Source organism: Paraburkholderia phymatum, assembly GCF_038900715.1.
GTDB classification, from domain to species: Bacteria; Pseudomonadota; Gammaproteobacteria; order Burkholderiales; family Burkholderiaceae; genus Paraburkholderia; species Paraburkholderia phymatum_A.
Map to the genome: position 1 here is coordinate 142,714 of NZ_JAYMRZ010000005.1, position 14,050 is coordinate 156,763.

General features: G+C 65.3%; 13 protein-coding genes. 1 reads left to right on the top strand and 12 read right to left on the bottom strand.

Annotation, left to right across the window (positions count from 1 at the left end):
* Positions 1–71: 71 nt before the first annotated feature.
* The 12 genes from purF to asd form a co-directional block, all read right to left on the bottom strand.
* Positions 72–1,622 carry an amidophosphoribosyltransferase gene (gene purF, locus VSR68_RS11695; RefSeq protein WP_342940001.1) on the bottom strand — a complete coding sequence of 517 codons (1,551 nt, stop codon included), beginning with the start codon at positions 1,620–1,622 and terminating at the stop codon, positions 72–74.
* Positions 1,623–1,756: 134 nt separating this feature from the next.
* On the bottom strand, positions 1,757–2,251 hold the full coding sequence (locus tag VSR68_RS11700; RefSeq protein ID WP_342940002.1) for a CvpA family protein: 495 nt from the start codon (positions 2,249–2,251) through the stop codon (positions 1,757–1,759).
* 7 nt (positions 2,252–2,258) lie between these two features.
* Positions 2,259–3,185 carry an SPOR domain-containing protein gene (locus VSR68_RS11705; protein ID WP_342940003.1) on the bottom strand — a complete coding sequence of 309 codons (927 nt, stop codon included), beginning with the start codon at positions 3,183–3,185 and terminating at the stop codon, positions 2,259–2,261.
* A gap of 26 nt (positions 3,186–3,211) precedes the next feature.
* Complete coding sequence (gene folC, locus VSR68_RS11710; RefSeq protein ID WP_342940004.1) at positions 3,212–4,522, bottom strand: bifunctional tetrahydrofolate synthase/dihydrofolate synthase; 1,311 nt, start codon at positions 4,520–4,522, stop codon at positions 3,212–3,214.
* A gap of 132 nt (positions 4,523–4,654) precedes the next feature.
* On the bottom strand, positions 4,655–5,527 hold the full coding sequence (gene accD / locus VSR68_RS11715) for an acetyl-CoA carboxylase, carboxyltransferase subunit beta (protein ID WP_090871126.1): 873 nt from the start codon (positions 5,525–5,527) through the stop codon (positions 4,655–4,657).
* Between the two features lie 82 nt (positions 5,528–5,609).
* Positions 5,610–6,425, bottom strand: coding sequence for a tryptophan synthase subunit alpha (trpA, locus tag VSR68_RS11720; RefSeq protein WP_342940005.1), 816 nt, complete (start codon positions 6,423–6,425; stop codon positions 5,610–5,612).
* A gap of 36 nt (positions 6,426–6,461) precedes the next feature.
* Positions 6,462–7,373 carry a site-specific DNA-methyltransferase gene (locus VSR68_RS11725; protein ID WP_342940006.1) on the bottom strand — a complete coding sequence of 304 codons (912 nt, stop codon included), beginning with the start codon at positions 7,371–7,373 and terminating at the stop codon, positions 6,462–6,464.
* Between the two features lie 11 nt (positions 7,374–7,384).
* Positions 7,385–8,578, bottom strand: coding sequence for a tryptophan synthase subunit beta (gene trpB, locus VSR68_RS11730; RefSeq protein ID WP_342940007.1), 1,194 nt, complete (start codon positions 8,576–8,578; stop codon positions 7,385–7,387).
* Positions 8,579–8,636: 58 nt separating this feature from the next.
* A complete protein-coding gene (locus tag VSR68_RS11735) occupies positions 8,637–9,383 on the bottom strand; it encodes a phosphoribosylanthranilate isomerase (RefSeq protein WP_342940008.1) in 747 nt (248 codons plus the stop codon).
* On the bottom strand, positions 9,380–10,192 hold the full coding sequence (gene truA / locus VSR68_RS11740; RefSeq protein WP_342940009.1) for a tRNA pseudouridine(38-40) synthase TruA: 813 nt from the start codon (positions 10,190–10,192) through the stop codon (positions 9,380–9,382). The genes VSR68_RS11735 and truA overlap by 4 nt, the downstream gene beginning before the upstream one ends.
* Positions 10,192–12,588: a FimV/HubP family polar landmark protein gene (locus VSR68_RS11745; RefSeq protein ID WP_342940010.1), complete on the bottom strand. Its 2,397-nt coding sequence runs from the start codon at positions 12,586–12,588 to the stop codon at positions 10,192–10,194. The genes truA and VSR68_RS11745 overlap by 1 nt, the downstream gene beginning before the upstream one ends.
* Positions 12,589–12,735: 147 nt before the next feature.
* The gene (gene asd / locus VSR68_RS11750; protein ID WP_342940011.1) at positions 12,736–13,857 is read right to left on the bottom strand and encodes an aspartate-semialdehyde dehydrogenase; all 1,122 of its coding nucleotides are present in this window, start codon (positions 13,855–13,857) and stop codon (positions 12,736–12,738) included.
* Here asd and VSR68_RS11755 point away from each other — a divergent pair.
* The gene (locus VSR68_RS11755; protein WP_342940012.1) at positions 13,856–14,041 is read left to right on the top strand and encodes a hypothetical protein; all 186 of its coding nucleotides are present in this window, start codon (positions 13,856–13,858) and stop codon (positions 14,039–14,041) included. The two genes, asd and VSR68_RS11755, sit on opposite strands and share 2 nt — an antisense overlap.
* Positions 14,042–14,050 lie beyond the last annotated feature (9 nt).

Here is a 14,050-nt window from a genome sequence, read left to right on the forward strand (position 1 = left end):
CTGCATGCGCCTTTCCGGACCGAAACACGGCGCGCGAGATTCGATCACACCGATCCCGCGCGCGCGGCGATTTACTCCACCGACAGTTGCAGATGCAATTGCGAACGCGCGGTGCCGCCTTCGAGCGCTTCGCTCGCCGCGTCGCGGTCCGATTGCGCGGACGGCGCGAGGCGCGCGGATTCGACGCGATCGAGATATTCCGTCGTCACGTCGCCGGTGATGTAGTTGCCGTCGAAGCACGACGCCTCGAATTCCTTCAGCGCCGGGTTGATGTCGCGCACCGCGCTCTTCAACGCGTCGACGTCCTGATAGACGAGGAAATCGGCGCCGATCAGGCGCGCCACGTCTTCATCCGAGCGGCCGTGCGCGACGAGTTCGCTGCGCGTCGGCATGTCGATGCCGTAGACGTTCGGATACTTCACGGGCGGCGCCGCCGACGCGAAGATCACCTTGTTCGCGCCCGCATCGCGCGCCATCTGCACGATCTCGTGCGAGGTGGTGCCGCGCACGATCGAATCGTCGACGATCAGCACGTTCTTGCCCTTGAACTCGATGCCCATCGCGTTCAGCTTCTGGCGCACCGATTTCTTGCGGACCGCCTGGCCCGGCATGATGAAGGTACGGCCCACATAGCGGTTCTTGAAGAAGCCTTCGCGGTATTCGACGCCCAGCTTCGCCGCGACCTGCATCGCCGCCGGCCGCGACGAGTCGGGAATCGGCATCACGACGTCGATCTTCACGTCCTTCGGCAGTTCGCGCAGGATCTTCTCGGCCAGATAGTCGCCCATGCGCAGACGCGCATTGTAGACAGGCACACCGTCGAGCACCGAGTCCGGACGCGCGAGATACACGAGTTCGAAGATGCAGGGGTTCAGGCTCGGATTCGTCGCGCATTGCTGCGCGTGGAAGTTGCCTTCGAAGTCGATGAAAATCGCTTCACCCGGCGCGACGTCGCGGACGAATTCGAAGCCGATGCCTTCGATCGCCACCGATTCCGACGCCAGCATCCACTCCGTGCCCGACGCCGTTTCCAGCTTGCCGATGCACAGCGGGCGGATGCCGAACGGGTCGCGGAAGCCGAGCAGACCGTAGCCCGAAATCAGCGACACGATCGCGTACGAGCCGCGCACGCGACGGTGCACGCCCGACACGGCCTTGAACAGCGCCGCCGGATCGAGTTGCAGACCCGAGCTCGCCGTTTGCAGCTCGTGCGCGAACACGTTGAGCAGTACTTCCGTGTCGGAGTTCGTATTGACGTGGCGGCGATCGACGCGGTACATCTCGTCTTTCAGCTGCGGCCAGTTCGTGAGGTTGCCGTTGTGCGCGAGGATGATGCCGAACGGCGCATTCACGTAGAACGGCTGGGCTTCTTCTTCGCTCGATGCGGAACCCGCCGTCGGGTAGCGCACCTGGCCGATGCCGCTCGTGCCGGGCAGGCTGCGCATGTTGCGCGTGCGGAACACGTCGCGCACCATGCCGTTGGCCTTGTGCATGTGGAAAGTGCTGCCATTCGCCGTAGCGATGCCGGCTGCGTCCTGACCGCGGTGCTGCAGGAGCAGCAGGCTGTCATAGATCAGCTGGTTGACGGGAGACTGGGAAACTACGCCTACGATGCCGCACATGGCATGTCCTTCAAAGGGTACGAAATTCGATCAGTGGCGGTGCCGGGGAGGCAGCCGCGCGCGCCGTGGTTCTGACTGCCTCCCCCATCGGCCCGCCTTGTCTGCCGCTTTCGTCCCTTGCGTGCAACGGTTCGTTACACGTGGACGTAGGCGGCGAGCGTCTCGGGAAGCAGAGGCTTCAACTCTCGAACGCCCTGCTCGGCGAAGGACCGCAGCAGCGCGTTGCGCCAGAATTCCTGTCTGGGCAATTCGGTCAAGCCAGCCAGGGCGACCAGAATCAGCACCAGTATGACCCCGCGTACGAGGCCGAACATCAGTCCAAGCGAGCGGTCAATTCCGCCCAGGCCGGAAACCTGCACCAGCCGGCTCAGCAGCGCATTCGCCACGCTCGCCACCAGTATCACGCCGATGACGATGGCCGCGAACGCGATCAGCCATTGCGTCAACGCGCCGCCCGGCCAGTTCGCCGGCACGAACGGCACCAGCAGGCCGACGAAGCGCGCCGCCACCAGAAACGCGACGACCCAGCCGATCAGCCCGAACACCTCGGACAGAAAGCCGCGCCACGTTCCGCGCAGCGCGGACAGGCCGATCACCGCCATTACAGCGTAGTCGAATGCGGTGAACATCGCCGGCTTACTGCGCAGCGCCGTTGTTCGCACCCGACGTCAGACCCGCCTCGCGCACCTTCGCGATAGCCGCCGACGCCGCCGCGCGGTCCGCGAACGGACCGGCACGCAGCAGGGTACGGGTCGAGCCATCTGCCTGCTTGCGACGCTCGGTATATGCGGGCACGCCCGCCGCTTTCAACTTGCTTGCCCAGGTGTGCGCGCTGGCGTCGTCCTGGAACGCGCCCAGCTGGACCGCGAAACGGTTGCCCGGAGGCGCCGCGGGCGTGCCCGATTCGGTGCCGGATGCGGCCGTTTGCATGGTGTCGGTGGCGGCGGGCTTCTGTTCGGCCTTCTGCTCTGGCCTCGCCGCCGGCTTCGCTTCGGCTTGCGGTTTGGCAGCGGGCTTCGCGGCCTGAGCCGGCGTGTTGTTCGCGACGACAGCGGGCGCCTGCGGCTTCGCGGGCGTCGTGGCGATCGGCGCGCTCTGGCTGTCGTGCTGCGACGCGACGGCACCCGTTGCCGCCGTGCCCGACGCGGCGCGCGCAAGACCCGACGCAGCCAATGCGGCATCCGGCGCGGCGGGATTGTCGGGCGCGACGCCCGCTTGCGTGTCGGCGTCGTCTGCCGCGCGCGACTTCGGAATCGGGCGGCTGGGAATATCGATGGAAATGTCGTCGGTGACGGGCTTCGGATGCGAGTCGAGCACCATCGGCAGGATCACGACGGCGGCGATCACCAGCGCGATCGCGCCAACCAGACGACGGCGCGCGCGCTGCTTCTCGGGAAGCGTGGGGTCGAGCATCATCGCGTCGGCGTCGCCGGAACGGTCCGTGCGGCGGCTGCGCCGTTCGACCCGCTCAGCGCGCTCGGCACGACTGCCGCGACTGGAACTGGAATTTGCGCCGCGCCGCGTAGGTGCGTCGTCTTTCTTGCCGAACGAGAAAATACCCATGAATGGCTTGGTCGAGGCCCGCGCGTTCAGTGTTGCTGCGATTTACGGTAGGCCATTACGCCTGCGACCGTATAGAAACTGCCGAAAACCACGATTCTATCATTGTCGGATGCCCGTTTTAGCGCATCCTGGAAAGCTTCTGCCGGTGTTGCAAAACGCGTGACAGTGGAGTCAGGGCCATCGGCGACGCCCGCTTCGCGCAGCGCCGTCTCCAGTTCTTCGGCGCTCGCCGCGCGCGGAGTCGGCAGATCCGTCACGCACCAGTGGTCGATTTCGCCCTTCAGGTGCGCCACCACGCCGGCGATGTCCTTGTCGCGCATGGAGCCAAACACGGCGTAAGTGTACGGAAAATAGCCCATGTTGCCGAGATTTTGGCCCAACACGGCCGCGGCATGCGGATTATGCCCGACGTCGAGCACGATCGACGGCTTGCCGGGCAGCACCTGGAAGCGTCCCGGCAATTCGACGTTGGCGAGACCCAGCCGGATGTCCTGCGCTGACACGGGCAGACGGTCGCGCAGCGCTTCGAGCCCGGCCAGTGCCGCCGAGGTATTGATCAGCTGATTCGCGCCGCGCAGCGCCGGATAGGCGAGTGCGGAACGGCGCATCGACGGGCCGATGTAGCTCCACTGCTGCCGCTCGCTGCCCGCCTGCCCTTCGTAGCGGAAATCGCGCCCGAAGAGCCACAGATCGGCGCCGATCTTTTCCGCATGCTCGATGAGCGTCTGCGGCGGAATCGGATCGGCACAGATGGCCGGCTTGCCCGGACGGAAAATGCCCGCTTTCTCGAAGCCGATTTTTTCGCGCGTATCGCCGAGGAAGTCGGTGTGATCGATGTCGATGCTGGTGATGATCGCGCAATCGGTATCGAGGATATTCACGGCGTCGAGGCGCCCGCCGAGCCCCACTTCGAAAATCACCGCGTCGAGGCCGCGCTCCGCGAACAGATGCATGATCGCGAGCGTCGTGAACTCGAAATACGTCAGCGAGACGGGCTCGGGCAGCGACCTGCGCGCCTGCTCAACGGCCTCGAAATGCGGCAGCAGTTCCGCATCCGTCGCCATCTGGCCGTTGATCCGCGCGCGCTCGTTGAATGCGAGAAGATGCGGCGACGTGTGGCAGCCGACGGAATAGCCGGCGCGCAGCAGGATCGACTCGAGAATCGCGCACGTCGACCCCTTGCCGTTCGTGCCGCCGACTGTGATGACGGGGCACGCGAACGACAGTTGCAGCGCTTCGCGCACCTGGCTGATGCGGGCGAGGCCCATGTCGATGCCGACGGGATGCGCGGATTCCAGATGCGTGAGCCACGCGTCGAGAGTGGGGAAAGTGGTCATCGGATGAAACTGTAGTGCGGACCGGAATTATCCTGGAAATGACAACGCGCCGCTTGATTACCTCTCGCGGCGCGTTGGTTTTTCTTACCGGCCGCGCGGTTCAATTGCGCGACCGTTAGCGTGCACAAGCGTTCAGGCGACGGCGTCGGCCGGCTGGCGCGTCAGTAGCGCCATCAATTTCGCCAGTTCTTCGCGCAGCTTGCGGCGGTCGACGATCATGTCGATCGCGCCCTTTTGCAGCAGGAATTCGGCGCGCTGGAAGCCTTCCGGCAGCTTTTCGCGCACCGTCTGCTCGATCACGCGCGGGCCGGCGAAGCCGATCAGCGCCTTCGGCTCGGCGATCACGACGTCGCCGAGGAACGCAAAGCTCGCCGACACGCCGCCCATCGTCGGATCGGTCAGCACGGAAATAAACGGCAGCTTCGCTTCCGCGAGCTTGGTCAGCATGGCCGTGGTCTTGGCCATCTGCATCAGCGACAACAGGCTTTCCTGCATCCGCGCGCCGCCCGAAGCGGTGAAGCAGACGAACGGCACGTGCTGCTCGATCGCGTTCTGCACGCCGCGCGCGAAGCGCTCGCCGACCACGGAGCCCATCGAGCCGCCCATGAACGCGAACTCGAAGCACGCGACGACGACGGGCAGCGTGTGAATCGCGCCGCCCATCACGACCATCGCATCGGTTTCGTCCGTCTCGTCCATCGCCTCTTTCAGGCGATCAGGATACTTGCGGCTGTCCTTGAACTTGAGCGCGTCGACGGGAAGGATTTCCTGGCCGATCTCATACCGGCCTTCCGGATCGAGCAAGCCGTCGAGCCGTTCGCGCGCGCCGATCCGCATGTGGTGATCGCACTTCGGGCAGACGTGCAGATTCGCCTCGACGTCGTTGCGGTACAGCACCGCTTCGCACGACGGGCACTTGATCCACAGCCCTTCCGGAATGCCCTTGCGGCTCTTCGGATCGGTTTGCTTGATTTTCGGCGGCAACAGTTTGTCGAGCCAGCTCATGGTCATTCCTTCCAGGATTCGCGATACGCAAAGCGGCGCGGTCCGATCCGCGCCGCCAGCGTAACGGCGACAAAATTATTGTTTATCGGGCAGTCGCGCCGATGCTGTCGATGGCCTGGCGAATCTCGGCGATGAAATTCGTCAGCTTGCTGGCAGCGGACTCGGGTGCCGCTTCTTCGAGCAATTGCACGATACGGCTGCCGATCACGACGGCATCGGAAACCTCGGCGACTGCGCGCGCCGATTGCGCGTCGCGAATGCCGAAACCGACGCCCACGGGCAGCGGCACGCGCGACTTGATGGCCGGGATTTTACCCGCGATGCTCAAAACGTCCAGATTTGCAGCGCCGGTGACGCCCTTGAGCGACACATAGTAGACGTAACCGCTCGCGATTTTACCAACCTCGGCGATACGCTCGTCCGTCGACGTGGGCGCGAGCAGGAAAATCGGATCGATTCCGGCCGCCTTCATCTTTTCGGCGAAGTTAGCCGATTCTTCCGGCGGATAGTCGACGACCAGCACGCCGTCGACGCCCGCTTCCTTCGCGGCCGCTGCGAACGCGTCGGCGCCCATGCGCTCGATCGGGTTCGCGTAGCCCATCAGCACGACGGGCGTTTTGTGGTCGGTTTCGCGGAAGCGCTTCACGTCGGCGAGCACGTGCTTCAGCGACACGCCCTTCGCCAGCGCGCGCTCCGACGACTGCTGGATCACAGGGCCGTCCGCCATCGGGTCGGAGAACGGCACGCCAAGCTCGATGACATCGGCGCCGCCCTTGGCGAGCGCGTGCATGAACTCGACGGTGCGCGCCGGGTCCGGGTCGCCGGCGGTGATGAACGGGATCAGGCCTTTCTTACCCTGCGCGGCCAGCGCCGCAAACGTCGATTGAATACGGGACATGGAATTTTCTCGAAGTCGATGACTGCGCAATCTGGCTCAGGTCGCCGGATCGGCGACTATTGCTTTGCCGCGGGGAACGGGTTCGGGCGGATTCGCCGCCAAACTGACGCGTTCTCGCGCTATCGCGCAGTAACTTTCATTGATCTCATAGCCGACGAATTCGCGCTTCTGGCGTGCGCAAGCGACGGCCGTCGTGCCGCTTCCCATGAACGGGTCGAGCACGCGGCCACCCGGCGGACAACTCGCGAGAACCATCCGCTCGACGATTTCGAGCGGCTTCTGGGTCGGATGCGCGACCCGCTCGGCGTGCTGCCGATGCAGGCGCGAGACCGACCAGACGTCCTTCGGGTTGTAGCCGAGTTCCAGCCACTTGCTGCCTTCGAACAACTTGCGCGAACGCGCCTTCTTCGTGGCGGCATCGTACGGGATACGGACGGGATCGAGGTCGAAATAATAGTCTTTCGACATCGCGAAATAGCCGATGTTGTCATGCACGGACGTGAAGCGGCGCGTCGTGCCGCCCATGCTCGGCACGCGCCGGTCCCAGATGATCTCGTTGACCATCGTGAGCCTGCCCTTCAGAAACACGAAGATTTCCGGCGCGTACTGCCACGTGCAGAAGATGTACAGCGAACCCGACGGCTTGAGCTTCGGAATGGCCAGATCGAGCCAGCCACGCGTCCAGGCGAGAAAATCCTCGCCCGTGCGCATGTCCGAATCGTTGCCATAGTCCTTGCCCAGACCGTACGGCGGATCGGCGACGATCAGATCGATCGAGCCATCCGGCAAATTCGCTGCCTCGGTCAGAAAATCGCGATTCAGGAGGTCGATGCCAGCCGGTAGCGGCAGCAGCGATGCAGCGCCCGCCATATGCGACAACTCGGCGACGCCGGCTTCGGCGTCGCCGTTCAGCGCGGGCGGCTGCGGCTCCTCGAACTCGTCGCGCATCGTCGGGGCGCTCAGAACTGGATGCCCGATCGCTCGGCGACCGTATGCATGTCCTTGTCGCCCCGGCCCGACAGGTTCACCAGAAGGATTTTGTCCTTCGGCAACGTCGGCGCGAGCTTCGTCGCGTACGCGAGCGCGTGGCTCGACTCCAGCGCGGGAATGATGCCTTCGATGCGGCAGCAGTCGTGGAACGCCTTGAGCGCCTCTTCGTCGGTGATGCCGACGTACTCTGCGCGGCCGCTGTCCTTGAGCCACGCGTGCTCGGGACCGACGCCCGGATAGTCGAGGCCCGCCGACACCGAATGCGTCTCGATGATCTGGCCGTTCTCGTCCTGCAGCAGATACGTGCGATTGCCGTGCAGCACGCCCGGGCTGCCTCCGATCAGCGACGCCGCGTGACGTCCCGTATCGATGCCGTCGCCGGCGGCTTCCACGCCGATCAATTTCACGGAAGTGTCTTCAACGTATGGATAAAAGATGCCCATCGCGTTCGAACCGCCGCCAACGCACGCGATCACGGCGTCCGGCTGCCGCCCCGTCAGTTCGGGCATCTGCACCTTGCATTCGTCGCCGATCACGCGCTGGAAGTCACGCACCATCATCGGATACGGATGCGGACCCGCCACCGTGCCGATGATGTAGAACGTGTTTTCGACGTTCGTGACCCAGTCGCGCATCGCTTCGTTGAGCGCGTCCTTCAGCGTGCGCGAGCCCGATTCGACGGGCACGACGGTCGCGCCGAGCAGCTTCATCCGGTAGACATTGGCGGCCTGGCGGCGCACGTCCTCGGCGCCCATGTACACGACGCATTCCATGCCGAAGCGCGCTGCGATCGTCGCCGTGGCGACGCCGTGCTGACCCGCGCCCGTCTCCGCGATCACACGCGGCTTGCCCATGCGCTTCGCGAGCAGCGCCTGACCGATCACGTTGTTCACCTTGTGCGCGCCCGTGTGGTTCAGGTCTTCGCGCTTCAGATAAACCTGCGCGCCGCCGAGCAGTTCGCTCCAGCGTTGCGCGTGATAAACAGGGGAAGGACGACCGACGAAATACTTCAGTTCGCGTTCGTATTCGGCGATGAAGTCCGGGTCTTTCGAGTACTTTTCGTATGCTTTGCGCAGTTCGTCGAGCGCGTGAATCAGCGTTTCGGCGACGAACACGCCGCCATATTGGCCGAAGTGGCCACGTTCATCGGGTAAGTTGTACATGTTCCGTCACTCTTCTCAGTGTGCCGCAAGCTGCGCGATGCGCGGTGCGGCCTGGGAATCATCCGGCGTCCGCTTCGCGCACTGCGCGCACGAACGCCGCCATCCGGGCGTGATCTTTCACGCCCTTTGCGCCCGACAACTCGATGCCGCTCGAGACATCGACCGCGTACGGGCGCACGCGATGAATCGCTTCACTGACGTTTTGCGTGTTCAACCCACCACTCAAAACGGCCCGACGCGCGAGCTCTGCTGGAATAAGTGACCAATCGAAGACCTTCCCGCCGCCGCCATAGCCTTCGACGTGAGTGTCGAACATGAGACCACTGGCGGCTGAATAGTTAAGGGCTGATTTTATCAAATCGGCCGGTTGAGTATCGGGCGCAATTCGCAGCGCGCGCAACCAAGGCAAACCCGCAATGCCCGCCAGTTTTTCGCACTGCTCGGGCGTTTCGTCGCCGTGGAACTGGAGCATCGTCAGCGGCACGTTGCAGGTGACTTCGTTGAACCACTCCGGCGTGGGATTGACGAACAGCCCGACCACCGACACGAACGGCGGCACGACGCGAGTCATCTCGACGGCCTGTGCGACGCTCAGCGCGCGCGGGCTGGGCGGATAGAACACGAGGCCGATCGCGTCGGCGCCGAGAGAGACGGCATGCGCGACGTCGGCGGCGTTGCCCAGCCCGCACAACTTGATGCGCGTGCGGTGCGGGGCGGGTTCGTCAGCGGGCAAGACGCTTTCGGCGGAGTTATCAGCGGAGACGGCGGCGGAAACGGAGGAATCGGCGGATTTGGCGGAAGTCATGAGTCGGTCCAAACAGTGCTCCACGGGACGCTGCCCGCCTGCGGCGCAGGCACAGCGAACGCCTCAGGATAGCCCACTTGCGCGAGATACAGCCCGTCGGGCATGAACGTAGGCGCGGCCTGATTCCGGTCGAGGCTCGCGAGCACTTCGGCGAGCCACGTTGCCGGATAGCGTCCGCGGCCCACGGCCACGAGACATCCCATCAGATTACGCACCATGTGATGCAAAAATGCGTTCGCCCGGAAGCGGAAATGGATAAAGTCGCCCTGCGGCCGGATATCGATCTGATAAAGATGCTTGACGGGCGTCTTCGCCTGGCACTCCGACGAGCGGAACGCCGAAAAATCGTGCTCGCCGATCAGGCAGGCGGCCGCTTCGCGCATCGCGTCGATATCGAGCGGCGTGTGGATCCAGCCCGCGCGGCCCACGAGCATCGGCGAGCGCACGGGATGCACATACAGCGCGTAGTAGTACGTGCGCTCGAAGGCGGAAAAGCGCGCGTGGAACGCGTCGGGCATCGGCTTCGCCCATTGCACGGCGACCGTCTTCGGCAAAAACGCGTTCGTGCCGCGCACCCACGAAAATTCCGCGCGATCCAGTTCGGTGTCGAAATGCACGACCTGCCCGAGCCCGTGGACGCCCGTATCCGTTCGCCCGGCGACGACCGTCTGCAGCGGCGTCTGCGCGAATTCGCGCAGCGCGCGCTCAAGTTCGTCCTGCACCGTCTTGCCATGCGGCTGCGACTGCCAGCCGCAAAACGCCGCGCCGTCGTACTGGATGCCTAGCGCAATACGCTTCACGACAGACATCACGAAAGCGGCGCGAGCGTCGACAGCAACGCGCGTGCATCGGCGCGCGTCGCGGCATCGTTCGATTCGATCACTTCGTTGATCAGCGTGCGCGCGCCCACGACGTCGCCGAGATCGATGTATTCGACGGCCAGGTCGAGCTTGTTGCGGGCGATCCGCGCGAGTTCTTCCGGCGTGAACGCGGGCACGGCCTGAGACGGGCCGGGCGGCAATTCGAGGTCGAAATCGAGGTTCAGCGCGCCGAACGGCGCGGCGCCGAGGCCCGCAACGGCAGCCGCGCCTGCCGTGCCCGCGACGATTTCATCGGCGGCGGCGGGCGGCTCGGGCGCATGCTCGGGCATCGCCTGCTGCGCCGTGATGTCCGGCGCGACGACGGGCTGCGTGGTCAGCGACGCAGGCGGCGTCACGGCGTGCGCGCCCAACGTCTCCGGCAAGTCGAACTCCGCTGCGGGCTCATCGCGCTCGGCGCGCGGCGGCAGCGCAAAGTCGTCGAGGCTGTCGAGCGCGCGAATGGCGTCGCGCGGAAAATCCGTGACGGCGGGCCCCAGCGGCGGCGGCTCGCCCAGCGGGAAACGCTCGGGCGTCGACGGCTCGTCGGGCAACGCGAGCGAGTCCTCGTCGGGCAGCGGCTCGATCAGTTGTTCGTGCTGAGCGGCGGGTTCGACGTGGCCCAGCTGAATCGGCGGTGTGGCGGGCGGCGGCTCGAAGGTCGGCTCGCGAAACGCCATGTCCGGCGCTGTATCGAGATCCAGCTTGACAGGTGCGGATGTCAATTCCGACGCTTCTTCATGTGCTTCGAGCGCTTGACGCGCGGCCGGCTCGATGGACGCGTGAATCGGCGCTTCGTCGAGTGACAGCTCGACACGCGCGGATTCAGCGGCGTGATCTGCCGTCTGCGCAAGCTGTTCGCGCGCGGCCTGTTCCTGCGCGGCAGCCTCGGCGGCACGCGCCTTCTCGCGCGCGGGATCGAGCGATTCGCGCGGCAATGCATCGGCGCCCAGCGACGCAGCCGCCGCCAGACCCGCTTCAGCCGACGCGGCGTCGAACGTTTCAGGCTCCGACTTCGTTTCGCTTTCAACGATGGGCGCGGTCGGAGCGGCGTGCGGCGCTCGATGCGTATCGGCGGGCGGCGTCGATGGCGCGTTCGCCGCAGCAGGCGTTTCGTCGAGAACCCGGGCCGCATCCGGCGCGACGCGCGGCGTTTGATCGCCGGGCGCGGACGGCTCGTTTGTCGCTAACCCGTTTGCCGCTGCCTCGTTTACCGCTGCCTCGTTTACCGCTGCCTCGTTTACCGCTGCCTCGTTTGCCGCTGCCTCTTCCCGTGCGGCCTTACGGCGCCGGCGCATCGTCAGACCGGCCAGCAGCGCCACGAGCGCCGCCCCGACGACGGCCGCCACGCCCAGATACTCCTGCGGAATACCGGCGGGTCCGCTGGCAGGATTCGCCGCTGCCGATGTCGGCGTCGGAGCGGCGGGCGCCGCATTGGCCGGCGCGCTGGCGCCGCCCGTCGAACCCGAAGGCTGTGTCGCGCCAGGCGCGGTCGCGGCGTTCCCGTTCGATGCTGGCTGCTGCTTGCCGATGCCATGCTTCTGCAATTCCATCAGCACGCGGTTCTTCAGCGCCAGTAACTGCTGCAAGCTTGAAACCTTCGGATGCGCCTGCGACGCGGGCTGTGCGCCGGCGGCCGGTCCGCTGCTCTGGATCGAGCCCGTCCACCCATGCGCGCCGCTCGCCGCCGATGCCGACGGCGCGCTCGTGCCCGCAGCCTGCGAGCCAGCAGCCGGCGCCGTTTCGGTCGTTGCCGGCGCGCTGGCGCCGTGTGAAGACTGCGCCGCCGCCGACGACGAAGCCCCCGCTCCAGTGGCCGCGCTCGTGCCCGTATCGGCGGGTGCGGCAGGTGTCGGCGCTGCTGGCGCTGCCGCCGATGTCGTCGCGGAAGCGTTAGCCGCCGCCTGTGCCGTCGAGTTCGGCGCGAACGCCGGCCCCGCTGCCGCAGCCGCGCTGGCTGCCGCACCGGTCGCATCGACGGGTGGCAGGTTCAGGACGGCACCCAGCCGCAAGCGGCTCGGATCGTGCCCCATGAACGCGTTCGGATTCGCGTCGAAGATCGCTTTCGCCGCGCGCGCCAGCACCGCGCGATCGTGCGACTGCGTGAGCGCAATCGCGGCGTCGTTCAGCGATTGACCCGGCTGAACGGTGAATTGCGTCGCGCCAGCGTCCACACCGGACGGCGCGCCGGCTGTTGCAGTGGCGCTCGCCGCGCCTGTCGCGGCTGTCTGCGCGAATGCCGCGTCGGGTGTCGAAAGTGCGCCGGCGAAGACGATCGCGACTGCTGCCGCGATCTGATGCGAGCCGCTGCGCAAAGCGGCGGGAAGAGTCTGGAATCGGGCCGTCATCGGGACCTTTTTTGCATGGCCTTGCGGCACATGTTGAAGAGTGTTGGCGACAAGATTCGGTAATGCCCAAATAAAAAAGCGCCGCGAGAATCGCGACGCTTTCTGGAGTTTTTTACGCGTCGTTGAACTGATCGCGCGTAGTTTACTTTACTTGTCGAGCAGAATGCGAAGCATACGACGCAGCGGCTCCGCAGCGCCCCACAGCAACTGGTCGCCGACCGTGAACGCGGACAGGTATTCGCCGCCCATCGCCAGCTTGCGCAGACGGCCGACGGGAACCGTCAGCGTGCCCGTCACGACGGCGGGCGACAGGTCGCGGATCGACGCTTCGCGCTCGTTCGGCACGACCTTCACCCAGTCGTTCGCCGATGCGAGGATGCCGTTCACTTCGTCGAGCGGCACATCCTTCTTCAGCTTGATGGTCAGCGCCTGCGAGTGGCAGCGCATTGCGCCGATGCGCACGCACAAGCCGTCGACCGGGATCGAGCCGGGCTCGCCCATCGCGGGCTTGCCGAGAATCTTGTTGGTTTCCGCGCCGCCCTTCCACTCTTCCTTCGACATGCCGTCGCCGAGATCCTTGTCGATCCACGGGATCAGCGAGCCGGCGAGCGGCACGCCGAAGTGGTCGGTCGGCATGCGCTCGCTGTTCATCGCGGACAGCACGCGGCGGTCGATGTCGAGAATCGCCGACGACGGATCGGCCAGGTCTTCCTTCGCCGAGCCGTACAGCGTGCCCATCTGCTGCAGCAGTTCGCGCATGTTTTGCGCGCCCGCGCCCGATGCGGCCTGATAGGTCATGGCCGTCATCCAGTCGACGAGGTTTTCGCGGAACAGGCCGCCGAGCGCCATCAGCATCAGGCTGACCGTGCAGTTGCCGCCGATGAAATTCTTCTGGCCTTTGACCAGCGCGTTCTTGATTACGTCGAGATTGACGGGATCGAGAATGATGACGGCGTCATCCTTCATGCGCAGCGCCGAAGCCGCGTCGATCCAGTAGCCGTTCCAGCCCGCTGCGCGCAGCTTCGGGAACACTTCGTTCGTGTAGTCGCCGCCCTGGCAGGAAATGATGGCGTCACACTTCTTCAGGTCGTCGATGCTTGTCGCATCTTTGAGCTTGGTCTCGTTCTTGGCGAACGACGGCGCATTGCCGCCCGCGTTGCTGGTGCTGAAAAACACCGGTTCGATCAGATCGAAATCGCGTTCCTCTTGCATACGCTGCATCAGGACGCTGCCGACCATGCCGCGCCAACCTACGAGACCTACGTTCATGACTTACCCTTCGAGTGGACACTTCCCCGCAACTTTGCCCGGCGTGACCGCGCGGGGAAGATGGGCGGGCACGACGGACGATCAGCGCTTCGTGATCGTTTTCGGGGTAATCGTTTTGGTGGTAATGGCGAGCGCAACCACGCGGGCCGTTTTGCCGCGCAGTGTCGAAATCGAGGTGATTTGAGGAATCGTC

Coding starts and splice junctions, on each gene's coding strand:
- purF (WP_342940001.1), bottom strand. CDS start 1,622: ATGTGCGGCATCGTAGGCGTAGTTTCCCAGTCTCCCGTCAACCAGCTG.
- VSR68_RS11700 (WP_342940002.1), bottom strand. CDS start 2,251: ATGTTCACCGCATTCGACTACGCTGTAATGGCGGTGATCGGCCTGTCC.
- VSR68_RS11705 (WP_342940003.1), bottom strand. CDS start 3,185: ATGGGTATTTTCTCGTTCGGCAAGAAAGACGACGCACCTACGCGGCGC.
- folC (WP_342940004.1), bottom strand. CDS start 4,522: ATGACCACTTTCCCCACTCTCGACGCGTGGCTCACGCATCTGGAATCC.
- accD (WP_090871126.1), bottom strand. CDS start 5,527: ATGAGCTGGCTCGACAAACTGTTGCCGCCGAAAATCAAGCAAACCGAT.
- trpA (WP_342940005.1), bottom strand. CDS start 6,425: ATGTCCCGTATTCAATCGACGTTTGCGGCGCTGGCCGCGCAGGGTAAG.
- VSR68_RS11725 (WP_342940006.1), bottom strand. CDS start 7,373: ATGCGCGACGAGTTCGAGGAGCCGCAGCCGCCCGCGCTGAACGGCGAC.
- trpB (WP_342940007.1), bottom strand. CDS start 8,578: ATGTACAACTTACCCGATGAACGTGGCCACTTCGGCCAATATGGCGGC.
- VSR68_RS11735 (WP_342940008.1), bottom strand. CDS start 9,383: ATGACTTCCGCCAAATCCGCCGATTCCTCCGTTTCCGCCGCCGTCTCC.
- truA (WP_342940009.1), bottom strand. CDS start 10,192: ATGTCTGTCGTGAAGCGTATTGCGCTAGGCATCCAGTACGACGGCGCG.
- VSR68_RS11745 (WP_342940010.1), bottom strand. CDS start 12,588: ATGACGGCCCGATTCCAGACTCTTCCCGCCGCTTTGCGCAGCGGCTCG.
- VSR68_RS11755 (WP_342940012.1), top strand. CDS start 13,856: ATGACTTACCCTTCGAGTGGACACTTCCCCGCAACTTTGCCCGGCGTG.
- asd (WP_342940011.1), bottom strand. CDS start 13,857: ATGAACGTAGGTCTCGTAGGTTGGCGCGGCATGGTCGGCAGCGTCCTG.